This window comes from Bradyrhizobium sp. STM 3561 (assembly GCF_045571455.1).
GTDB classification, from domain to species: domain Bacteria; phylum Pseudomonadota; class Alphaproteobacteria; order Rhizobiales; family Xanthobacteraceae; genus Bradyrhizobium; species Bradyrhizobium vignae.
Genome location: NZ_CP120696.1, coordinates 13667 through 35797, shown reverse-complemented (window position 1 = coordinate 35797; position 22131 = coordinate 13667). Strand labels below are relative to the sequence as shown.

Here is a 22131-nt window from a genome sequence, read left to right as displayed (position 1 = left end):
GCTCTACAACGGTCGTTCCTGAGGTGGTTCTTCGTTCTGTGTACAGTAGCGGACTGAACAGAAGGGGCTGGCTTCTGGGCCGGTGCAGATCGCTGTCAACGCGGGCGTTCTATCGGCGCTGCATGTCCCAGCCACGGGTAAGTTGACGCGGGGAGGGGACGTGATGCATAGAAGGACGTCGGCTTCTTTCTTCCTGGTGAACGTCTAGCAGCCGAGCCAGCAGACACTGCTCCTGCGATCCCATCGGCGAATTCGCTGCGCGTGGCGCTTTCGGATGCTGCTCGCTCAGCATGAGACGGCACCTCCACGAAGGTGCAGTGATACGCCCCATCCGGGCCAAGAGCGCTTCACGAGGCAAAGAGCAGGGTGAGACTGAGTGGCAGGCTCCATAGAATCTGACCCCGACGTTTAAGCAGAAAGCAGGTGCGGCGCCCCGTCATTGTCACGCAGATGGCTCACCACATCGGGGTTCTCGCCGTCGAAGACGAAATCGCAAACGGAGGATGCGAGCGCGCTATTCGTCGACAAGCGCGGCCTGCACCGCTCGATCGCCAAACGGCCCTAGCCGGGTGAGCTATGCGCGTCGCTCGCGCTCCGCGTGAAGGTGAGCGCTTGATTGCTGACGCCCGTGGATGGGAACTCACACGATTAGACCGTTGTTGTGCGCAGTGTATTTCAACGACCATCAACGACGACCAGGAGGCAGATATGTGGGAGACCGATCAGGGGAGGAATCGACCCAGTCGCAGCTTGTTCCCGACTATTGCCAACAAAGCTTCTCAAGCAGCCGGCCGCGCGTCGGCTTTCGTTCTGGCTTGCTCTGTTGTGATCGTATGGGCTGTTACGGGGCCCATTTTCCGGTTTTCCGATACATGGCAACTGGTCATCAACACGGGCACTACGATTATCACGTTCCTCATGGTTTTCCTGATACAGAACTCGCAGAACCGGGATAGCGCTGCAATACAGGTGAAGCTTGACGAACTCATTCGGACCGGAACGGTGCAGAACTCGTTCGTCGGTATAGAGCACCTCTCAGCCGACGAATTGGAGGAGTTGCGTTCCCGGTGCGAGGAAAGAGCGAAGGCGGTTGTAGCTGAGAAACGAAGCCGGAGACGCGGCGCTCGTAGGGATATAGCTGGCTAAGCGCCAAACCGGCGAGACCGGCTGGGAATTTCGAGCCCCCGTCGCGTGTGCGTTGCCGGGTCGGTCCTCGACGGATGGCAATCGGAGACCTCCTCCACCATCCAGGACCTATCCACGACAAGGGGATGGCGACCCCGCGATCGCTTCCAATGTCCAGAGAGCCGCACGTAGACCGCGGTGCCCCCGACCTGCTCGGCATCTTCGCAGGGTGGTCTGCTCCGCATATGCGCGGACGCCCGCCGGCAGCAGTCCTGTAAGTGAGGATGCGAGAGCCGCGACGCAAACGGCTTGCTGGGTGCCCTTCGCGCCCGATTGCAAATCGAGCGGCGGGAGTTCGTCTACCGACTGTCGCTGGGTTTGGTGCGACTCGACCGCTGCTCGCCGCACCCGCTACATCGAGAATCCGCAACGTCGCATCGCTCTTCTGTTTCCCGCAGAATCGGCCGCGGGCCCGTGCTCGCCAACCCCTAGCCGCCAAGATTGGAAAGCGAAAAAGCGACCAAAAGCCCGATCACCACAAGCACGCCCGTGATCTTCTGCTCCACTTCGGTCGCCTCGGGGATCATCGTATTCACCACCATCGTAAGAAGCGCGCCGGCCGCTACCGCGTTCACCGCAGCTGTCAGCTGCGGAGAGGCGCCCTCAAGGAATGCTGCACCACAAAGAGAGCTTAGGCCCGACAAAGCAGTGATCGTGATCCAGAGCCCGAACACGTACGAAGCACTTCGCCCCGCATTGCGCATACCGACCGCGCTAGATAGGCCTTCAGGAAAATTGGAGAGAAAGATTGCGGCGAGCATCGCCACGCTCACCCCTTTTCCGCTGAGCAGCGAGAGGCCCAAGACGACGCTTTCGGGTATGCCGTCCAGGAGCGATCCGACAGCGATTGCCATACCGCCTCCTTTGCTGGCCTGTCGCTGTTGATTTCCGGACTGCTTCCGATGATGCGCTCCTTTTTTGGAGACGATGTGATCGGCGATTGCGTACGCCACAGATCCAACGAGAGCGCCCGCAACTATCGCCAGTATGCCTCCTTCCTGGTAACCGTCTTCGAGAAGATCATAGGCGACGGCCGAGATCAGGACACCGCATCCGAATGACATGATGCCGGCTGTAAGCCATCTTGGGAGCGAGACCAGATAGGCGACGGCTGCACCGGCGACCAACGAAGACGCTCCGAGCAGGCCCCAGAGGCCCGCGCTTCCCCAGACTGGGATCACACGCTACTCCATCCACATCCCGTGCATTTTCAACGTCGAGCGCTTGGCTTAGGGCGGCTCACCAGACCGTCGAGAAGAGGATTGCAGCCAAAATGCCGACCACGATGGCCGCCAACAAGACACAGAGCGTCGGGGAGACGGAGCGACCAACGTCCGCTGGCGTAGCGGCTTGCGCCGCTTCGCCATGCGCCGGCTGCTGGTCTAATTCGGTAGTTTTAGCGATAGTCCTCGGTGGCTCCACCCCGATGGTACGATCCAGCGCTGATGGTTGCCTTACCAATGCGGGGCCGCGCAGCAAGCTTGGCTCGACCACAATGTCGATGCCTCTCTCCTCGAGGTAAGCTACCGCCAATGTCATATCTTCGTCGCTCATCCGATCGACGGGGAGCGCGTGCCGAATTTCGTCGACCGTCAGTGCGCCCCGCAGCTGCCCGAGCGCGGCGAGCTCTCTCAGAGAGCCACCATCCAGCTGGGAATCCTTTTTCGATAGCAGGTTCATGCTTGACTCTTGCACCGAGCGGCATCTTAGCGAGTACAACGCGGTTGCGCGGCGGGAGTTCAAGGCATTGTACGCTGCCGGACCGTTCGGCGAGCCTAGATCTTCCCGGTTCTCGTCAGCACCTCCGCCAGTGTCAGCGCGAACATCACCCCCACGAACACCAACCCGGCCAGGGCGGCAAGCCTGACCAGCGCACGTGATCGGATCAGCTCCATGAAGAACGCGAGCACCAGGGCAGATTTGATGGCAGCGATGGCCACCCCAGAAGCGACCGTGATCGATCCCATCGGGACGTAAGCCAGAAGGAGGCTGAGCAGGAGCAACGCGAGCAATGCCGCCCAGACGAAGGCATTCCTAACCCATAAACCCGTGGACCCCCTTTCTTTTCGCCCGCCTCCCGTGCTCATCAGGCTCTCCCAGGCAGATAGATGAGGGGATAGAGAAAAATCCAGACCACGTCGACAAGGTGCCAATAGAGCGCGGTCACTTCCAGTTCGGGATTACGACGTAATTGAATTCGCCTCGCGAGTCCAAGCACAACGAGCCTGGCGACAACCGCAATGCCGATCGTGAGATGGATAGCGTGGACGCCTGTCACCAGCCAGTAAAAGCCATAGAACAACTGTGCCGGCTGCGACAGCGCGAAACCCGCGCCGGGCACAAGATGCTTATCGATGTCCTCCTTGTATTCGAAGCCCTTTAGGACGATGAAGGCCAAGCCGAGCGCAACAGTGGCACCGAGGCAGGACAGGATCAGAGGCTTGACGCGTCCGCTCTGAGCCGCAGCTTGGGAGGCAACCGCCATGGTAAGGCTGCTCGTGAGCAGAATGGCGGTGTTCATCGTCCCGTACCAGACATTGGTCTCTCGACCTGCTGCAGCGAAGGCGTCCGGGTGCTCGATCCGGCAGACCGCATACGTGAGCATGAGAGCTCCAAAGAACAGGGTTTCGCTCGCAAGAAAGATCCAGATCCCGAACTTGCCCGCCTGGCGCTGGCGCTCGAAGCGGTCCCAGGGCTCTCGAAGCAGCGAGGATGCATCGCTCATCGCAGGGACCTCGCGTTCTGGACTTCAGGGGCGTCGGTCCCCGCCGACTCCCCCTCTGCGTGGTATTGGTAAGGAGCGCGGTCGACCAGCGGCTGGAGGTCGAAATTATGGGGTGGTGGCGGCGAGGTCGTCGTCCACTCTAATCCAGTCGCTCCCCAAGGGTTGTTGGAAGCGCGCATGCCATGAAAAAGCGACCACGTGAGATACAGCAACGGAAGAAGATATGCGACCGCCAGAACGGCTGCCCCGGCTGACGACATCACATTGTAGACCTGGAACTCGGCTGGATAGGTGTGGTACCGCCGCGGCATGCCTAGATAGCCGGCCACGAACTGCGGCAGAAAAGTCATGTTGAAGCCGAAATACATGATGATGGCCGCAAACTGCGCCCAGGATTCCGGATACATTTTTCCTGTGATCTTCGGCCACCAGAAGTGCAAGGCGCCGAAGAAGGCGGACACCGAGCCGCCGACCATGATGTAGTGAAAATGCGCAACGACGAAGTAGGTGTCGGTCACGTGAACGTCCACCGGGATGGACGCCAGAAACAATCCGGAGAGGCCACCCGTGGTGAACAAGCCGACAAAGCCTAGCGCGTACAGCATCGGCGAGTTGAAACTGATCTGACCGCGGTAGAGCGAGGCGGTCCAGTTGAAGACCTTGATCGCCGAGGGTACCGCGATGACGAAGGAAAGAAACGAGAAGATCAAGCTTGCGTAGGGCGACTGTCCGGACACGAACATGTGGTGTCCCCAGACGAAGAAGCCGATGCCGGCGATCGCGACGATGGCATAGACCATAAAATCATAGCCGAACAGCCGACGCCGGGCGAAGCAGGGAATGATCTCGGAAACAACGCCCATGGCGGGCAGCACCATGATGTAGACTGCAGGATGGGAGTAGAACCAGAATAGGTGCTGGAACAGGATGGGATCTCCCCCACGCGCGGGATCGAAAATGGGCAGCCCCAGCCAACGCTCGGCTATGACGAGCATTAGGGAGATCGCCAGCACGGGCGTCGAAAGCACCATCACGATCGAAGTGGCGTAGATTGACCACACGAACATCGGCAGCCTGAACCAAGTCATCCCGGGCGCGCGCAACATATGCGTAGTCGCGATGAAGTTCACGCCAGTCGCGATGCTCGCGAAACCCACGACGAACACGGCAGCAGCTGCGGTCAGGACATGCGTGTTGGAGAACATTGTCGAGAACGGCGTGTAGAACGTCCAGCCCGTATCCACGCCTCCGGCGATGAGCGTGTAAACGGCGAATATTCCGCCCACCAGGGTCAAGTACCAGCTGAACAGGTTGAGGCGCGGAAAGGCGACATCGGGCGCTCCGATCATCAGGGGCATGAGAAAATTGCCGAACGTGTTCGGGATTGAAGGCACCAGGAAGAACCAGACCATGATGATGCCGTGGAACGAGAACAGCCGATTGTAGGTGTCGGAAGTCAGGAGCCAGCCGTTCGGAACGAACAGCTCGAGGCGGACAGCTGTGATCGCGGCGCCTCCCATGAAGAAGAAGACGGTGATGGTCAGCGCATACAGAATGGCGATGCGCTTGTGATCCGTGGTAGTCAACCAGGACAGGAGAGAGCTCCCGGCGCGGAGGTAGTCGGGGCGGGGCGGAAACGGCAGTTCGCCTGCAAGAGCCGCATCAGTCATGGCTTTGTTCCTGTCCAAGAGAGCGGATGTATGCCGTCAGGCTTTGTATCTCGCCGTCATCGAGCAGTCCGGCGAAGCTGGGCATGATCGGGTCGAAACCGGCGACGATGTCGCGCTTCGGCTGGAGCATCGAATCGCGGATGTAGGCGTCGTCGGCCCTGACCTGCCGCCCGTCTGATAGCTGGACGGTTCGGCCGTAGAGACCCTCAAGCTTGGGAGCGTGCACGGCTGAAGATGGGGCGTGACAACCGGAACAGCCCTCCGAGACGAAGAGTTTCGCGCCGAGATGCGCGAGGTCGTCGCCTTCCGGCTGTGCGCTCAGCCAGCGGGCATAGTCTTCCTCGCGCATCACCGTGATCCGGCCGCGCATGGCCGAATGGTTCGTGCCGCAATACTCGGCGCAGAGCAGGGGGAAGACGCCGAGCTTGGTCGCTTGAAACCAGGTCTCGGTGTTACGCCCTGGCAGGGCGTCCTGCTTGATGCGGAACGCGGGCACGAAGAACGAGTGAATGACGTCCTGGGAGGTCATGACGAGCCGAACGGGCCGTCCGACCGGAACGTGCAGTTCGTCGATTTCACGGGCGCCGTTCGCGTGCTGGGTCTTCCACATCCATTGTTTCGCGAGCACATGCACTTCTAGCGCGTTTGCCGGCGCCGTCAACGCGCCGACATCGGCCGAGGCAGCCCACCAGAACAGGAATGCGAAGAGGAAGAATGTCGCGGCCGTCCAACCCACTTCGAATTCGCGATTGACAATCTCCGGCAATCGGCCCCGTGTGGCCTTGGAGCCGCGCCGGTACCGGATGGCGAAGGAGACGAGCAGGCCGAAGACGAGCGCAAGCGTGAGTGCCGAGACGATCACGAGAGCGGCGAGAATGCCATCCACTCGCACCGCCTGCGTACTGGCCTCTGGCAGCGTGAATATCGCGTTCATGCGGCCACCCCGCTGCGCGAGCGACGGCACATCATGGCTATCGCTCCGACTAGAATCGCGAGGGTGACGGCGCAACCGAGCTTCAGTGCGAACCCTACCTGCCCGCTGTAGACACCGTGAACCGCGTCGAATCCATAGCAAAGCAGGGCTATGCGCCCGCCAAGGCCTCCTATCGCGCCGCGTCCAGCTTCCAACAAACCCAGCCTGAGATCGAACGGTTGCAGGCCAAGGCTGGAGAAGGCGTGCGACACGTGACCGTCACGCGTCAGGGTGACGAAGGCCGCGGGATGGGCGATGGCCTCGTTCTGCCCATCAGTCTGGAAGCGATAACCAATGGATGTCGTGAGCTGCTCGATGGCAGCGTCGTCGCCGATAAGAACGGACACTCCCGGTCCGCTAACCTGGCTGGCGACGAACCGCCTGGCCGCGGTCGCATCATCGCGCGGATCAATCCCGAACACCACGAGGCTGTAGTCCCGACCAGCGGTCAATCCAGTCTCCTGCAGCGCGCCCGCAACAATGGTTAGCGCGGGCCCGCAGATCTGCGAGCAGGTGAAGTCGACAGGCAGCAACAAGGCCGGCCTCCCGCCCACAGCCTCGCCCAGCGATTTACCGTTGCCTTCGATGTCCTTGAATTCGAGCTCCATCGGCACCTGCCCTCGAGGAGCCGGTGCAAGTCCCAAGCCGCTGAGCTGCTGTTCGGTCAGTCCCGCCGAAGCGGCTGACGACCAGGTGGTCAGAACAACAACGAGCGCAAGCAGCCTCATTGTTGCGCTCCCGGAGCAGTCTGGTCCGTCGGCGCGGGAGAAGCTGCGAGTGGATCATAGCCCCGCTCGCCTCGAGCGATCACAATGTCTATCGCTCTGTCGATCGGAATTCTGGCAAGACCCTTGCTTTTGTCCATCCACTCGTATTCCGACAGAGGCTGTCGCTGTTTCAGCAATATCTCGGCTAGATCCTGTTGCGGAGATGTTTGCAGGGAGGGTTGCGGAAACCGCCGTTCGAGCGGAGGCGTGAAAGCTGCCGGCGCGTCCGCCTTGACGTAAAAGAACATCGCGATCATGCCGAGGGCGACGAAGCCGAGGTAACCCCCGACAGCGAGGAGAATACGCCCGGTGGCGACGTCCGCCGATCGCGGAAGCGCGCGGTCTGCCATTTCACGATCGGACATGACCGGCCTCCGGGATCAAGGCGCTTCCGACGAGCATCGACCCGACGCCCAAGATAGCGAGGACACCGGCGCCCGCCACTACAACGTCCAGCTGATCTTCAAATGCGGGTACGAGAAGCCAGCAGAAGTGGAGGGCCGTGCCGAACAGCACGAGCATCCCGGCCGACCGCAGACCGTGACGGCTCCGGCGTCCTTTGCGCAGCAGCAGGATGCAGAATGGCAAAACGGCTCCAAACGCGAATGCAACGACGATGCTCGCCGTCCAGATGGATGGGCTCCGTTTCAGGTACCAGGCCGCTTTGTCCGGCAGGTCGCCATACCACGCAACCAAATAAGTCATGAATTCCAGGTAGACGACGCCGACTAGGGCGGCGAGAAGAAGCGCCCCGATGTCGGATGCGACGGATTCATCCAGTGATGGGGCGGCAAATACTGCGACGAAGGCAAGAGCCGCAGCAAGCTGCTGGATGGCAATCGTCGCCGGAAATGCGGTGGCGACATAGCGCGGTTCCACGGAAAGGTACCAATCGATGGCAACGAGACTGATCGTCGCGCCATAAAAGGCAAGTCCCAGGCCCGCCAGCAGAGGACGCCGCTCGCCCAGTGAGAACGTGATCCCCAGGACCGCCCATCCGCACAGCGCAACAGCGGCGCGGACGGCATAGCCTCGCCCATTCAGATACTGATGGGCGACGTCTTGCGCGACCGATGAGGCGGCATGTGCCCATGGGTAAAGCTGACCGAAGCTCACCAGGACGGGAAGAAACGCGATGGCGACAACGGATGTGAGCGCAGCCGAAGGTCTCAAGATCGCTGCCGTCTCCTCGCCCCACCGGCCGCCGGTCAGGGAATGTATCAGCAGCAGCATCATGCTTCCGACCGGCACGCAGCTCCAGACGGCGAATGCAACGAGCCAGCCACGCGAGAGAGCTGGACCTTGCCAGGCGACCGTCGCTATCACGGCGCCGCCCAGCAGCAGAAGTCCGCATACCGCGGGCCGCCGGCGCAACTTCTGCAAATGAAAGGTGGCGGCTCGCGCAGTCATGGCAATCTTGTCCGCAGTTCGGGCGTGTCCGCAACGTTTGCCCCCTGAGACTCCTGGAGCGCCCGTATGTAGGCGACGATGGCCCATCGATCGCTCGGATCGACGCGAGCGGCATACGAGAACATCACACCATGACCGTTGGTGATCACATGAAAGAAGTGCTGGGCGGGTGCGGCCCGTAGACGGCTGGTGTGATATAAAGGTGGCGCTGGGAAGCCGCGCTGGACGACCACTCCGTCGCCGTTCCCTGACAAACCATGACACGGAGAACAGTAGATGTCGTAACGCTCGCGGCCGCGCCCGAGCAGCTCGGCATTGATCTGCGGTCTTTGCAGAGTCCTGCTTTGCCGCTCCAGGTCGCCCTGTGCGACCACCCCCTCCGGCAGCGGCTGTGCTTCAGTGCCGTTTCCGAACAGCGCGGCGCGGGTGAACGTTCCGTAGCGCTTCTGCTGGGTCATCGAGATGTCATCGCACGCGGACAGCAGCAACGCGGCGCATAACGGGATCGCGAGCCGCTCGATCATGGCACTCGTACCTCGGTAACTCTCAGCGCGCCGGAAGTTCGAAGAAGCTCCCGAAGAGCGTGCGACGTCTCCTCGTTCTCTCCTTTTGCGAGCAGGAAATAGTGGTCCTGTGTCGAACGTTCGAAGCTCGGCACGTCGAACAGCGGGTGGTGCAGTTGGGGCAGACCCGTTGTCCAGAGCAGGGCGATAAATCCGGCGAGAGCTGCAGCGAATATGCCGACCTCGAAGGGAACAAGGAGGAAAACCGGCCACGAATTCAGAGGTCGGCCGCCACTGTTGATCGGATAGTCGATCACCGCGCTGTACCATTGCAGGCCGAAGGCGAACGCGGCGGTAGAGAACCCGGCCAAGAACATAGCGACCCGTATTCTTGGGCGGCTGAGGTCGATGAGCTTATCGAGTTCGTCCACCGGAAAAGGCGTAAAGGCATCGAGGACGGTGAAGCGCGGACTGCCTTTCAGCCCCCGGGCAGCGGCGAGCAGGGTGGCAGGATCAGAGAATTCCGCGAGGAGAGGCCCCCTCATGCCATGTCCTCCCTGTGCGCGAGCTCGCGCATGTCGAACATGGAGACTGCAGGGATGAGCCGCACGACCATCAGGAACAGGAAGGCGAAGAAGCCGAGGGGCGCAATCACGAAGGCCAAGTCCCAGATCGTGAAGTGGAAGGTCCGCCAAAGGCTCGGCATATAGCCGTGCGAAAGCGTGTTCCAGACGATCAGGATGCGCTCGAGCCACATTCCAACGTTGATTGCGACAGAAATCGCGAACAAAGCGAGGAGAGATCCGCGTACGCGCGGAAACCACAGCGCTTGAGGCAGCACGACATTGCAGCCGAGCAATGCCCAAAACAGCGGAGCGTATGTGCCGGCAAACTCGAACGCCACAAGGCTCCGATCGCTACGCGCCCCGCCGTACCACCCCATGAACCATTCGGTCGCGTAGGAATAACCCATCACGATCGAGGACATCAGCAGCACACGCGCGATCACGTCCAAATGCTCGCGTGTGATGATCGCCTGAAGGTCAAAGCCCCAGCGGATTGCCAGGGCCAGCACGACCACCATGGCAAATCCGGAGTACATGGCGCCGACCACGAAGTAGGGTGGAAAGATGCTTTCCTGCCAACCCGGCATTAGGCTGGCTGCAAAGTCCAGGCCGACGATAGAATGCACCGAGCAGACGAGTGGTACGCCAAGAGCGGCCATGGTCGTATGGAGAATCTTCATGGCGCGCCACTGCCGCACCGAGCCGCACCAGCCGAGAGCGAACGCGCCGTACAACAACTGCCCGGTCCGCGATCTCGTTCTGTCCCGCATCGTTGCGAGATCGGGAATGAGGCTGACGTACCAGAACAGCACTGAGAACAGCAGATAGCTGATGATCGCCCAGAAATCCCACACCAGCGCGCTCCGCCACTGCGGCCAGAGCGACATGGTGTTGGGGTAAGGAGCGAGCCAGTAGGCGTAGATGGGACGGCCGAGATGCACGATCGGCATCAGCCCGGCAATCGCCACCGCGAACAACGTCATGGCCTCGGCGAAGCGATTGATGGAAGCGCGCCATCTCTGCCGCGTGAGCAGCAGCATGGCTGAGATCAGCGTCCCAGCGTTACCGATGCCGATCCACCATACGTAATCCGCGATCGCGACGCCCCACACGATCGTCGAGTTGACGCCCCAAACGCCGATGCCGCGGTAAAAGACCCAGCCGAGGGCCACCACGAACCAGGCCATGAAGGGCGCACTGAGAAGAAGGGCGATCCACCAAATCTTGCCAGGATTCCTGAAGAGGGGGCTAGTTACCGCCTGCGTGATCTCCACATCGCTCGCGCGATCGGCGGAGATCCAGGGCGCGGCTGCCGCCTCGTTGGGTTCCAGAACGGCGGTCATTCGCCATCCCCGTCGGAACGCGGAGAAGGATTTCGGACATCGGCCAGGTAAGTTGTGCGCGGGCGAGTGTCCAAATGGGCAAGCAGCGCATAATGCCGTGGATCAGACCTTCGTCGATTGACAGCCGAGCCGCTCTGATTGAGGTCGCCGAATTCGATCGCGTTCGTCGGACAGGCGCTCTGGCAGGCGGTCCGCACTTCATCGATACCGATGGGGCGATCCTCGCGTTCGGCCGCTCTCCTTGCTCCGCTGATCCGCTGGACGCAGTAGGTGCATTTTTCCATTACGCCGCGTGCCCGGACCGTCACTTCCGGATTCTTCTGCGCGCGGTACGATTCGAGACCGAGATTGGCGTATTCCTGCCCGTCGGCGTAACCGCGGAAATTGAAACGGCGGACCTTGTACGGGCAATTGGCTTCGCAGAAGCGCGTGCCGATGCACCTGTTGTACACCTGCGCGTTGAGGCCTTCGCTGTCGTGCACGGAGGCAGCAACTGGGCAGACCGGTTCGCACGGGGCATGTTCGCAATGCATGCACGGGACGGGCTGGAAACCGAGTGCTGGACCATGCGCCGTTCCGTGATCGTAGACATCGACCCGTAACCAATGCATGTCCCGGCCGCGAGCAACTTCTTCTGGCCCGACAACGGGCACGTTGTTCTCGGCCTGGCAGGCAACGACGCATGCGTTGCAGCCGATGCACAGAGAAGTGTCGATCACCATGGCCCACGCATATCCATCGCCGCTTCGGGGCGGCGCCGCGGGCAGCAGGCTGGAAGCGTGCTCCGCATCGGGGGATCCGACCGGGCGCGCGATTTGCCCAAGCTTGCGCACCGGGTAGAGTTCGGTGACGTGGTCTGCGGCGCGCACGATATTCTGGGTGGTGAGCGGCTCCTGTTTTCGAGCCGTCTTGTTGATGGAGGCAGCCGCCACCATCCACGGGGCCTTGACGGCGCGCAGCCGGTTCACATCGGCGCCAATTCCATCGCCGATCGCACCCGCTCGAGTCCGGCCGTACCCGAGTGTAAGGCTGCCGACCCCCGCAGCGGCGGCCGGATCGATGAGCACCGGCGCCTCCGCCGTGCCGTGTTCGGATCGGATCGAGACGACGTCGCCCGCAGACACGCCAAAATGCTCGGCGTCGCGCGGATTGAGCGCCAGAGCATTGCCCCAGACCTGCTTCGTGAGCGGTCTCGGACATTCCTGCAGCCAAGCATTATTCGCGAATGATCCGTCCCAGACGGCCGCATCGGGCTGCAGCACCAAAGAAAAGACCGACGTTGCGCTCGCTCTCGGCAGGTCGGGTAGGTTGGGCTCATGCGACGCCACAGGTGGGCTGCCGCTGCCGGAAATCACTCCGTCGTGCAGCGCGCGCGTCCACCAGGCTTCCAAATCGACTCCGGCGTGCGGCTGCCAAGTCTGACGCACCAGATCACGCGGGCTCGCGTCGAGGCCGTCCGTGAGGAGGGCGAGGAGCTCGTGATCCGTTCTAGTATGATAGAGAGGCCGGATCAGCGGCTGGACGAGACTCGCGGTTCCGTCTGGGCTGCGCAGGTCCGACCAGGCTTCGAGCGGATGAGTTTGCGGAATGTGCCACTTCGAGATCGCGGCCGTCTCGTCGGCATAGCAGCCCATGTGCAGGCGAAACGGCGCCTTGCGAGCCGCACGAGCGAAATCAAGGTCGGCGGGAGCATCGTAAGCCGGGTTGACGCCGAGGACGAGGAGCTGCTCGACCGCGCTGTCATCTAGATCGCGAACAAGTTCCGCGAGCGTTCTCCCCTGGCGACCCGATGGCGTGCGATCGATCCGCTCGACAAGATCGAGAGGCGCGTTGAGACGGGCGTTGATCCAATGAACAAGGGCGTGAGTTTCGGCTGAAAGGGTTCGCCCGGCGAGAACAACGGATCTGCCGGACGCTGAGCCGATGTCGGAGCTGATTTGCTGCACGAGTCGCTGTACGTTTTCCGGTAGCGCGGGAGCTCGCGCGCTCGCACCGAGTGCGCCGGCGATCGCGATCGCAACTTCCTCGATGACGGCAGGCTGAAGGGCGAGACGATGATCGGCCTTCGCCCCGGTCAGCGTCGGAGCGGACTCCAAACAGTACCAACGCGAGAAGCCGCCTGCCGGCTGCTTGCGGCCGTTCGCGAATCCCTTGGCGTTTCGCAGTTGATCGGGACCGTGGCCGATCGGATCCGAATCGAGAGCGACCACGATCTTCGCGCGCTCCAAATGCGGCACGAGGTCTAGCTCCCGCCCGTAAGCCAAGAGGGTTCCGGCGCGCGCCGATGCATCGTCGATCGGATCATAGGCGTGCCAAGAAGCCTCCGGAAATCTACCGAGCAGATCATCGATCTGCCGCAACAGGGTGGGGGAGGTGACCTTACCTGTGAGGATTCGAAGTCCCTTTCCCTGGCGTTGCTTCATCAATTGGATTTGCTCGAGCAGAGCTCGGCGAAAGGCCTCAGCCGCAGCGATGGCTCCCTCGTGCAGTACAGCCCGGGACCGATCTGGATCGTAAAGGGAGAGTACGGCGGCCTCCATGAAGACGTCTGTTGCACCGAGGCTCGCTGGATGCTTCGGATTGCCCTCGATCTTGATCGGTCGTCCGTCTACCGAAGTGACCAGCGCCCCGCGCCCGTAGCCCGACAGTGCCAGCGTGGTCGCAAACTTCATCGGCTCTCCGGGCACCAGGCGATCCGGCGTCGTCACATAGGGCACGATCTCTTCGTCGGGCCGGCTGCAAGCGCTCAGCCCTCCCGCGATCCCAGCAGCCAAGAGGCTCAAGGCGCGCCGACGGTCGATCCTTGGGCTGGAGAGGGCGGCAGTTTTGATGGGCAGCTCGTTTACCTGTGGCATACCGAGCAGTCCGTGAGGTGATCGATGCGAATGTGATACTCTGCTATCAGCTTCCGACCGAGCGCCTCCTGGTTTTGCGGCGGTGACCATTTCGGGTCGAACACTGCGTCTCGTGGCCTCAGTGCCTTCTGAGGCGAGCGGTGACAATCAATGCACCACTGCATCGTCAACGGCGCCCCCTGGCGCGTCAGTCTCATCTGGTCGATGGGACCGTGGCAGGTGGTGCATCCGACGCCCTTCGTCACATGGACCGAGTGATCGAAGTAGACGTAATCCGGCAGTCGGTTGACCCGGTGCCAGGCGATCGGTGCGTTGCGCGCGAGGCTCGTCCTTACCGGCGCGAGCATCTCGGCGTTCGTCCAAAGCTGCGAATGACAAGTCATGCAGGTCTCGGTCGGCGGCAGGCCCGCAAACCGCGCCTTCTCCACGGAGGTATGGCAATATCTGCAGTCGAGACCCAAACCGCCCACATGATGTTCATGGCTGAAGGGAACGGGCTGGTTTAGCGTTACATCTTGTCCGGTGGCGTAGGGCGAACTCATTATGCTGTAGGCGAGTCCAACTAGAATGATCGGGATGGCGCCGCACGAGGCCAGGAGAACTTTCGCGATCGTGTCAGCGCCTGGGCGGAAAATCTGCATGCACCTGGCCCGGCTGAAAACATCTCAACGTCGCGTGCGCCCGTCGGCCATCTTGTCGGTGCGGGACGTCGAATCGGCGAAGCATGCATCCATGACCCTCGCGCGCAAATGGTGCCGAGATGGCGTTTGCACCGACGATAGTTTGGACGACGGCTCTTTTGGATGACATGAGCTGAAACCCCCATTGGCGGCTGCGGCCCGCAGCCGCGGTGACGCTCAACGATTTCGAAACTGCTCCGTGCCTACCGCCCGCGGCAGAGCATCAGAATGTTGGCACGCTACCGTACAATTCCCGCAGTGGCCGCGGGCGAGGCGGCCACCGTTCGCTGACGTACCGACCTTCACTTGCGACAGAGGCCGGCTGTCGGAACGTATCGCCATCTCGATCACTATTCAGGCATCTGTTCTCCCACCAGAAAGGCCCCAAATGAAACACGCAATCATCACTGCCTCGGCACTCGCAGCACTTGCTCTCGCAAGCCCCGCGCTCGCTCAGAACGCTTCGAAAGGGTCTCAAGCCGCATCACAACAGCCCAGCACCTCCTCCCAGCAGTCGAGCACCTCCAATCAGAATCTCGCAGCCGCGCAGCAGATTCAGCAGGACCTCCAGAAGGCGGGCTTCACGGACGTGAAGGTGGTTGCAGAGTCCTTCGTGGTCCAGGCCAAGAGCAAGGACGGAAATCCGGTGGTGATGACGATCGGCCCTCACGGGATGTCGGTCTTCGAGGCCATGAACGTCGACAGCAAAGGCGGTCAATCGCCTAGCTCATCTCAGAACACCACCGGCTCTACTTCATCCCACCAAGGGAATTCCAAGTAGGCGTCGTACTTTGATGACCTAGTCCAATCGGAGAGCGGCATGAGGCGGTTGGCGTGGCGAGGTCGCCAGAAGAGTCCAAAAAAGCGGCGGCGCCGTCGCCACACCGAAGCCTTGCTGCCGCTCCCCGAGCGACTGAAGCAGCTCGCCGAAAGAGCGAAGCAAGCGGCGCAAGAGCTGCCGCCCGGCGAAGAACGGGATCGCTGTCTTCTCAAGGCAGCGCAAGCGCAGAACGTCTTTGAGTTCGTACGGCTGCTTGAGGCCGATTTGCGCCGCAACTGAGCTGACGGAGACATAGGCCGTCGGGTCGGTGCGGAAGCGTACCAACTTTCCTTGGAGTCCGCGGGCAGCAGGTTGAACCCTCGGCCTCTTCAAAGTGTTGACGCCGCCACACAGGGGTTCCGATCATGTCCACATCAAGAGGGACGAAGCAGGGAGTCAATCGACGCGACCTGCTTACCGCCGGGCTTGCTGCCGGCTCCTTGGCCCTTCCCACCGCCCCTGTAACGGCAGATACAATCGCGCAGCAAGTCCCTTGGGCGCCGGGCGAGGCGAACAAACCATCTCCGGTCGCAGGGAGTGAATATCGGTTCTTGTCAGCGGACGAGGCGGCTTGGCTGGATGCTGCCGTGTCACGACTGATACCACAAGATGAGACGGGTCCCGGCGCGCGAGAGCTCGGGGTCACACTCTTTATCGATCGCCAGCTCGCCGGAGCCTACGGCAGAGCTGAGCGCTGGTATATGGCGGGACCCTGGTCAAAGGGCACGGATAGTCAAGGCTACCAGTCGAGGATGACGCCGGCGCAGATGTACCGCGCGGCGATCAAGGCGATGGACGCCTATTGCAGGGACAAATTCGGCGGGAAGCCCTTTGTTGAGCTCTCCATGGAGCAGCAGGACACGGTCCTCGGGGAACTCGAAGAAGGTAAAGCCAAGCTTCAGAACGTGGATGCCAAGGCATTCTTCAAACAATTCCTCCTCAACACGCAGGAAGGTTACTTCGCCGATCCCATGTACGGCGGAAACAAGGACATGGCCGCTTGGAAGATGATCGGCTTTCCCGGTGCGAGATACGACTATCGGGATTTCGTCGACCAACACGGCAAGCGCTACCCGTTGCCGCCCGTTGCAATCTACGGCCGGCCCGACTGGACGTCGAAAGCATAGGAGATCGATATGGCCACCAAGTTGCCGGCCGTCGATGCGCTTCTCGTGGGCTTCGGCTGGACCGGCGCCTTGATGGGTCAGGAGCTGACCGATGCCGGGCTGAACGTACTGGCGCTGGAGCGGGGAGGATGGCGCGACACCACCACTGATTTCGCCACTACGTTCATCCAAGATGAACTCCGCTACTATTACCGCCATGAGCTTTTCCAGGAGCCCGCACGCGAGACGCTGACCTTCCGAAACTCGGCAAACGAAACCGCTCTGCCGATGCGCCAACTCGGCTCCTTCCTCCCCGGGACAGGCGTCGGCGGGGCGGGAATTCATTGGAATGGACAGAACTGGCGCTTCCTGCCGAGCGACTTCGTCGCGCGCAGCCACAACAGCAGCCGGTATGGCGCAGCGGCGATACCCGAAAACATGACGATCCAGGATTGGGGGATCACATACGACGATCTGGAGCCCCATTACGACAAGTGGGAATATCTCTGCGGGATTTCGGGCAAGGCCGGCAATATCAGGGGACAGACCCAACCCGGAGGAAATCCGTTCGAAGGTCCCCGTGCCAGAGACTATCCGAACCCGCCCATGGCGATGACCTATGGTCCGACACTCTTCGCAGAAGCGGCACGGGATATCGGGTTGACGCCGTTCCCCGCGCCATCAGCGAACATGTCTCGCGCTTACACCAACCCGCTCGGCGTGCAGCTCGGACCGTGCACCTATTGCGGCTTCTGCGAGAAATTCGGTTGCGGTAACTATTCCAAGGCAAGTCCGCAGACGACCATCCTCCCGGTCCTGCTTCGCAAGAAGAACTTCACGTTGAAGACCGAGTGTGAGGTCATCAAGATCAACCTGGACAGCGATGGGAAGAGGGCGGTCAGCGTCACCTACGTCGACACTCAAGGCGAAGAGTACGAGCAGCCGGCCGACCTGATCATTCTCAGCGCGTTCGTTTTGCACAACGTCCATCTTCTGCTCCTGTCAGGAATCGGCACTCCGTACGACCCCAACTCAGGAGCCGGGACGCTCGGCAAGAACTACGCCTATCAGATCGTCTCGAGCGTCGACGTGTTCTACGACGACAAGATCCTGAACCCCTTCATCGGCGCCGGCGCGCTGGGGACGGTCGTCGACGAGTTCAACGGAGACAATTTCGACCATACGAATCTAGGCTTCGTCGGAGGCGGTTACATCGCCTGCTGGAATACGAATGGTCGTCCTATCGAGACCCACCTCGTTCCGGACGGAACGCCCAAATGGGGGTCTAAGTGGAAGAAGGCCGTTGTGCAAAACTACCTGCGCTCGATGTCGATCTCCACGCATGGGGCGGTCATGAGCCACCGGGGAAACCACCTAGATTTAGATACGACCTACCGCGACTTCCTCGGTCGGCCGCTAATGCGAATGACGTTCGACTATACCGACAACGAGCACAAGATGTCGGATTTCCTCACTCGCAAGGCAGAGGAGATCGGGCGCGCCATGAAGCCTCGCGAGATCAGGAGCAATTTCCGGAAGGGACATTACGACATCACGCCTTACCAGACGACACACAATACTGGTGGTGCGATCATGGGTTCAAATCCCGCCGAGAGCGTCCTCAATCGATATCTGCAGCATTGGGATGTCTCGAACTTGTTCGTGATGGGCTCCTCGGCTTTCCCGCAGAACCCGGGCTACAACCCGACTGGTACCGTAGCCGCACTGGCCCTCTGGTCCGCGCAGGCCATCAGAACGCAATATCTGAAGAATCCCGGGCCGCTGGTCCAAGCGTAGGAGAGGCGCGATGATTGCGCTCGTAAGGTTCGCGTTGGCTTGCTCCTGCGCCTTTGCCTCACTCTGCGTATTTCCCGCCCGCGGCGAGCAACAGTCCTTCGGCCAGGTCGAGCGAGGCCGCTATCTCGCGGCCGCCGGAGATTGCGAGGCCTGCCACACGGCCCCAGGGGGCAAGCCGTTCGCCGGCGGACGCGCCATTCCGACACCCTTCGGGACGATCTACTCCGCGAACATCACGCCCGACCGAAAGAATGGAATAGGCGACTGGACAGACGATCAGTTCTACCGCGCCCTCCATCAGGGCATATCGGCCGATGGCAGCTATCTTTATCCCGCCTTTCCATACCCCTGGTACACTAAAGTCACGCGTGAGGATGCCGACGCTCTAAAGGCGTTTTTGAGCTCGCTAGATCCCGTCTCCAACTCCCCCCCGCCGAACCAGCTCGCGTGGCCGCTCAATGAACGCGTCGTGATGAAGGGCTGGAACGAGCTGTTCTTCCGTGAAGGTACCTACAAGCCCGACAGCCAGAAATCGCCTGAATGGAATCGGGGAGCCTATCTGGTTGAGGGCCTCGGACATTGCGGGGCCTGCCACACGCCAAACAACGTGCTCGGAGCTTCCGAGAAGCAGTCCGCCCTGCAGGGCGGGAAGCTCGAAAATTGGTATGCTCCCAATCTAACCGCCGATGTTCGCTCCGGTTTGGGAAACTGGTCGGTGGATGAGATCGTGGCGTTTCTCAAAACGGGGCGAAATTCGCGCACGGTCGCATACGGTCCGATGTCAGAGGTCATCACCTTCTCGACTTCGAAACTGAATGATGAAGATCTGAAGGCGATCGCGACCTACCTCAAGGACGTGCCTTCAGGTGCCGGAGAGCACAACGAGGGCCAAACCCGGCCTGATCCCAAGGCTGCGACCGCCGGTAAAGCGCTCTATGTCGACAATTGTTCGGGCTGTCATCAGGTCGAAGGCCAGGGCGTGCCGGCGATGTTTCCTCGGCTCCAGGGTGACAGCGCCGTCCAAGACCGAGATCCGACCACCATCGTGCGGCTGATCTTGAACGGAGCTCATGCGGCAACGACCGATGCGAGCCCTACGCAGGTCTCGATGCCCGCCTTCAAATGGAAGCTCTCGGACCAACAGATTGCAGATCTCGCCACCTACATCAGGAACGCCTGGGGAAATTCGGCGCCTCCGGTCTCTGCATCTAAAGTCGGCGATGTGCGGAAATCGATTGCAAGTGAGGCCGCGCAGGGCACAGGAGAAACAAAATGATCCCATGTTCCGCTGACGTGCGCGGGCGTCCTGGTCCTCGCTCGGCATGCTACGGCGCTGACAAATGGAAGGAGACGCCTGCGATTGCGCCTATCAGGCGATGAAAGGCGCCTTCAAAAGGGACCGCGAGCCGACACATTCTCCGGAGCGAACACAAGAAGCGGAAGCGCGGAAGCGGTCCATACCCGATGTACCTTCCGACGCCTTCCGACGGGCCTGAGACGACCTGGCGCCGCGCAGCCGTCAACCAGGGCCGATGAAGAAGAATCCGAGCGCGAAAAGAACGTACACGCCGAGCAGAAGCAGGCCCTCGAACCACGTGGTTTCGCCATCGCGCGCTACAGCATTGACGATGAATGCCGTGCTCGCGATGGCAAAGAGATAGAGCGGGTTGTCGAACACGAGGCTCATCGGCTCGTCCATGAAGGTTGAGATCAGGACAAGAACAGGGGCCACGACAAGTACCAGCTGAATCGCGGATCCGATGCAAATGCTCAATGCGATGGTCATCCTGTCGCGATGGGCAAACCAGCTTGCCGCGAAGAGGTCTGCGCAGGTGCCGACAAGTGCGAGCACGATCGCGCCGAGAAACGCGGTCGAGATCCTCAGGGCCGCCGCAGTCTGAGTCAGCACGCGGGACACGATCTCCGCCTCGACGGCGATGATCGCAGTGCAGCCCACGACAACACCGATGGACATCCCAAGACCCCACGCCGGCTCGCCATGAGCCTCGTCATCGGCGAAGGCGTCGCGATGGGTGATCAAAGTATAAGCGAGGTTTCCGCCGTAGAGGACGAGCAGCACGACAGACGCGCCGAGGCTCAGCTCCTCGTCCGTTAAACGGACATCGTGCAGGTGGTCCTGCCTGGCGGTATAGTCAAATATTGCAGGCAATAGGAGTGCGATGACAGCAAGAATCAACAAGGTCGAGAGTAGGCTCGCTTTGCTGGAGCTGAATTTTTGGCGCCGTCGCGACGCCCCGCCCACCAAAATGGCTATGCCCAAGCCGAAAAGACTTGTCCCGATGATCGAGCCCGTGATCTGGGCCTGAACCACTGATGTCTCGCCGCTTACAAGGATAAACAGAGCCAGCACGAGTTCCGCCACGCTGCCAAAGCTCACCATGACGAGACCGCCGATCGTCGGGCCCGCGTGCCGCGCCAATTGCTCCGTTCCACGGCGGATCCACTCGGCAAGCACCGCAATTGCGCCCGCGCTCGCAACGAAGGTCGCGAGCTCGGGCGCATCCGCATATTTGAGCCCCAAGGAGATCGGAACGAGGGCAAGTAGTCCGAAAAGGATCGTTGGTTGCCTGTCGGACTCGGTCATGTCGGAGCTAATTTGAGACATCGGGTGACCTCCGGCGGACGAGGCGCATGGAACCGCGGCCTTGGTGCGCCAGCCTCAGTGGTGATTACAAGCGCCGCTCGGTTTGCAGTAGGTTTGACTTATCGCGGTATAGATCATGACGGTGATCGGCGCCGCGAACACCACCCCCTGCAAACCGAACAAGGTGCCTACGGCGAGAATGCCGAACAGCATTATTGCGGGAGGGATCGCCACCAAGCGCCGCTGGACGATCGGGAGCATCAGATTTCCTTCGATCTGCTGAATGGCAATGTAGGCCAGCAGGGTCCAGCCCAAGGTCGACCAGCCTTGGGCGGTCGCCACGAGCAGCGCGGGGACTGCCGCGATGAAGGGGCCGATGTAGGGAATAAGTTCGGCAACTCCGGCGATAACGCCCAGCGCGAGCGGCGAGGGCAAGCCGATCAGCCATACGGCAAACGTGGTCAGCGCACCAACGAGTAGCATCTGAAGTGCTTGCCCAATGCACCACAGCTTCAGCGTCCGCACGATTCGCCTCGCGGTCGCTTCGCCTTGCTCGGCACTTGTTCTTGGAAGAAGCCTGCGCAGTTCCGCTCGATACAGCCCGGGCTGAGCGGCGACATATCCCGCGGCAGCGATCATCACCACTATCGAGCCGAATACGCTGCTGCTCACGGCTGCAATGTTGCCTGCCCAGCTTGCGAGCGACAGCTGGCTGTCGCCCATATGCTTCAGAAGTGTTGTGCCCCATGCCGATCGCTGCAGGTCGCCCGCGATTGCCCGGGCGGCGGTGTCCGCGCGATCGATCACGTCTTGCATCTCGTTGGCCAATGTGGTGCCGAACACGTACCCGCCCGCCGCCAGAAATCCAAACACGACGAGAAGGGTCACGGCGATGGAGGCGGCCCTCGGAAGTCCGCACCAGCGCAAGGGATGGCTGAGGAGATCCAGGACGACCGACAGCAGCGCGGCACCCACCGCGACTAGGACCACTGATCGAAAGTACCACAGCAAAAACGGAACGGTCGCGATCCCCACCACGATCGCAACCCGCTTCGTGAATTCCGCTCTGTCCATTCGCGCGCCTCCGATCGCCTCCTTGAAGTCGCACACCGAAGGCGCGCAGTTG

General features: G+C 61.2%; 22 protein-coding genes. 6 read left to right on the top strand and 16 right to left on the bottom strand.

From position 1 onward, the window contains the following. The first annotated feature begins 708 nt into the window (after window positions 1–708). Complete coding sequence (locus tag P6U28_RS39535) at window positions 709–1146, top strand: low affinity iron permease family protein (protein ID WP_407123388.1); 438 nt, start codon at window positions 709–711, stop codon at window positions 1144–1146. 467 nt (window positions 1147–1613) lie between these two features. Here P6U28_RS39535 and P6U28_RS39530 read toward each other — a convergent pair whose 3' ends face one another. The 14 genes from P6U28_RS39530 to P6U28_RS39465 all read right to left on the bottom strand — a co-directional run bounded on the left by P6U28_RS39530 (window position 1614) and on the right by P6U28_RS39465 (window position 14638). Beyond that, window positions 1614–2363, bottom strand: a complete 750-nt coding sequence (locus P6U28_RS39530; RefSeq protein ID WP_407123497.1) for a ZIP family metal transporter — start codon at window positions 2361–2363, stop codon at window positions 1614–1616. 61 nt (window positions 2364–2424) lie between these two features. Then, entirely contained in the window at window positions 2425–2865 is a 441-nt protein-coding gene (locus tag P6U28_RS39525; RefSeq protein ID WP_407123387.1) for an RNA polymerase sigma factor region1.1 domain-containing protein, read from the bottom strand. A gap of 95 nt (window positions 2866–2960) precedes the next feature. Beyond that, complete coding sequence (locus tag P6U28_RS39520; protein WP_407123386.1) at window positions 2961–3272, bottom strand: cytochrome C oxidase subunit IV family protein; 312 nt, start codon at window positions 3270–3272, stop codon at window positions 2961–2963. Beyond that, the gene (locus P6U28_RS39515; RefSeq protein WP_407123385.1) at window positions 3272–3910 is read right to left on the bottom strand and encodes a cytochrome c oxidase subunit 3; all 639 of its coding nucleotides are present in this window, start codon (window positions 3908–3910) and stop codon (window positions 3272–3274) included. The genes P6U28_RS39520 and P6U28_RS39515 overlap by 1 nt, the downstream gene beginning before the upstream one ends. Beyond that, complete coding sequence (locus P6U28_RS39510; protein ID WP_407123384.1) at window positions 3907–5580, bottom strand: cbb3-type cytochrome c oxidase subunit I; 1674 nt, start codon at window positions 5578–5580, stop codon at window positions 3907–3909. Before P6U28_RS39510 ends, P6U28_RS39515 begins: the two co-directional genes overlap by 4 nt. Continuing rightward, window positions 5573–6514, bottom strand: coding sequence for a cytochrome c oxidase subunit II (gene coxB, locus P6U28_RS39505; RefSeq protein WP_407123383.1), 942 nt, complete (start codon window positions 6512–6514; stop codon window positions 5573–5575). The genes P6U28_RS39510 and coxB overlap by 8 nt, the downstream gene beginning before the upstream one ends. Further along, complete coding sequence (locus P6U28_RS39500; RefSeq protein ID WP_407123382.1) at window positions 6511–7281, bottom strand: SCO family protein; 771 nt, start codon at window positions 7279–7281, stop codon at window positions 6511–6513. Before P6U28_RS39500 ends, coxB begins: the two co-directional genes overlap by 4 nt. Then, the gene (locus tag P6U28_RS39495; protein WP_407123381.1) at window positions 7278–7685 is read right to left on the bottom strand and encodes a hypothetical protein; all 408 of its coding nucleotides are present in this window, start codon (window positions 7683–7685) and stop codon (window positions 7278–7280) included. The genes P6U28_RS39500 and P6U28_RS39495 overlap by 4 nt, the downstream gene beginning before the upstream one ends. Beyond that, window positions 7672–8730, bottom strand: coding sequence for a hypothetical protein (locus P6U28_RS39490; protein ID WP_407123380.1), 1059 nt, complete (start codon window positions 8728–8730; stop codon window positions 7672–7674). The genes P6U28_RS39495 and P6U28_RS39490 overlap by 14 nt, the downstream gene beginning before the upstream one ends. After that, on the bottom strand, window positions 8727–9254 hold the full coding sequence (locus P6U28_RS39485) for a c-type cytochrome (protein ID WP_407123379.1): 528 nt from the start codon (window positions 9252–9254) through the stop codon (window positions 8727–8729). Before P6U28_RS39485 ends, P6U28_RS39490 begins: the two co-directional genes overlap by 4 nt. Beyond that, window positions 9251–9778, bottom strand: a complete 528-nt coding sequence (locus tag P6U28_RS39480) for a DUF3341 domain-containing protein (protein ID WP_407123378.1) — start codon at window positions 9776–9778, stop codon at window positions 9251–9253. Before P6U28_RS39480 ends, P6U28_RS39485 begins: the two co-directional genes overlap by 4 nt. Further along, window positions 9775–11142 carry an NrfD/PsrC family molybdoenzyme membrane anchor subunit gene (nrfD, locus tag P6U28_RS39475; RefSeq protein WP_407123377.1) on the bottom strand — a complete coding sequence of 456 codons (1368 nt, stop codon included), beginning with the start codon at window positions 11140–11142 and terminating at the stop codon, window positions 9775–9777. Before nrfD ends, P6U28_RS39480 begins: the two co-directional genes overlap by 4 nt. After that, window positions 11139–13997: a 4Fe-4S dicluster domain-containing protein gene (locus tag P6U28_RS39470; RefSeq protein WP_407123376.1), complete on the bottom strand. Its 2859-nt coding sequence runs from the start codon at window positions 13995–13997 to the stop codon at window positions 11139–11141. The genes nrfD and P6U28_RS39470 overlap by 4 nt, the downstream gene beginning before the upstream one ends. After that, window positions 13985–14638 carry an ammonia-forming cytochrome c nitrite reductase subunit c552 gene (locus P6U28_RS39465; protein ID WP_407123375.1) on the bottom strand — a complete coding sequence of 218 codons (654 nt, stop codon included), beginning with the start codon at window positions 14636–14638 and terminating at the stop codon, window positions 13985–13987. The genes P6U28_RS39470 and P6U28_RS39465 overlap by 13 nt, the downstream gene beginning before the upstream one ends. Window positions 14639–15065: 427 nt before the next feature. On the opposite strand from P6U28_RS39465, the gene P6U28_RS39460 reads away from it, so the two are divergent. The 5 genes from P6U28_RS39460 (at window position 15066) to P6U28_RS39440 (ending at window position 19676) form a co-directional block, all read left to right on the top strand. After that, the gene (locus P6U28_RS39460; protein WP_407123374.1) at window positions 15066–15458 is read left to right on the top strand and encodes a hypothetical protein; all 393 of its coding nucleotides are present in this window, start codon (window positions 15066–15068) and stop codon (window positions 15456–15458) included. A gap of 111 nt (window positions 15459–15569) precedes the next feature. Continuing rightward, window positions 15570–15737: a hypothetical protein gene (locus P6U28_RS39455; protein ID WP_407123373.1), complete on the top strand. Its 168-nt coding sequence runs from the start codon at window positions 15570–15572 to the stop codon at window positions 15735–15737. A 125-nt stretch (window positions 15738–15862) separates the two neighbouring features. Beyond that, window positions 15863–16624 (top strand): gluconate 2-dehydrogenase subunit 3 family protein, encoded by a 762-nt coding sequence (locus tag P6U28_RS39450; protein ID WP_407123372.1) that lies wholly within the window; start codon window positions 15863–15865, stop codon window positions 16622–16624. A gap of 9 nt (window positions 16625–16633) precedes the next feature. Next, window positions 16634–18400 (top strand): GMC family oxidoreductase, encoded by a 1767-nt coding sequence (locus P6U28_RS39445; RefSeq protein WP_407123371.1) that lies wholly within the window; start codon window positions 16634–16636, stop codon window positions 18398–18400. A 10-nt stretch (window positions 18401–18410) separates the two neighbouring features. Next, window positions 18411–19676 (top strand): c-type cytochrome, encoded by a 1266-nt coding sequence (locus P6U28_RS39440; protein ID WP_407123370.1) that lies wholly within the window; start codon window positions 18411–18413, stop codon window positions 19674–19676. A 243-nt stretch (window positions 19677–19919) separates the two neighbouring features. On the opposite strand, the gene cax is transcribed toward P6U28_RS39440, so the two are convergent. Both cax and P6U28_RS39430 read right to left on the bottom strand, forming a co-directional pair. Beyond that, entirely contained in the window at window positions 19920–21026 is a 1107-nt protein-coding gene (gene cax / locus P6U28_RS39435; protein WP_407123369.1) for a calcium/proton exchanger, read from the bottom strand. A 54-nt stretch (window positions 21027–21080) separates the two neighbouring features. Next, window positions 21081–22079, bottom strand: a complete 999-nt coding sequence (locus P6U28_RS39430; protein ID WP_407123368.1) for an AI-2E family transporter — start codon at window positions 22077–22079, stop codon at window positions 21081–21083. Window positions 22080–22131 lie beyond the last annotated feature (52 nt).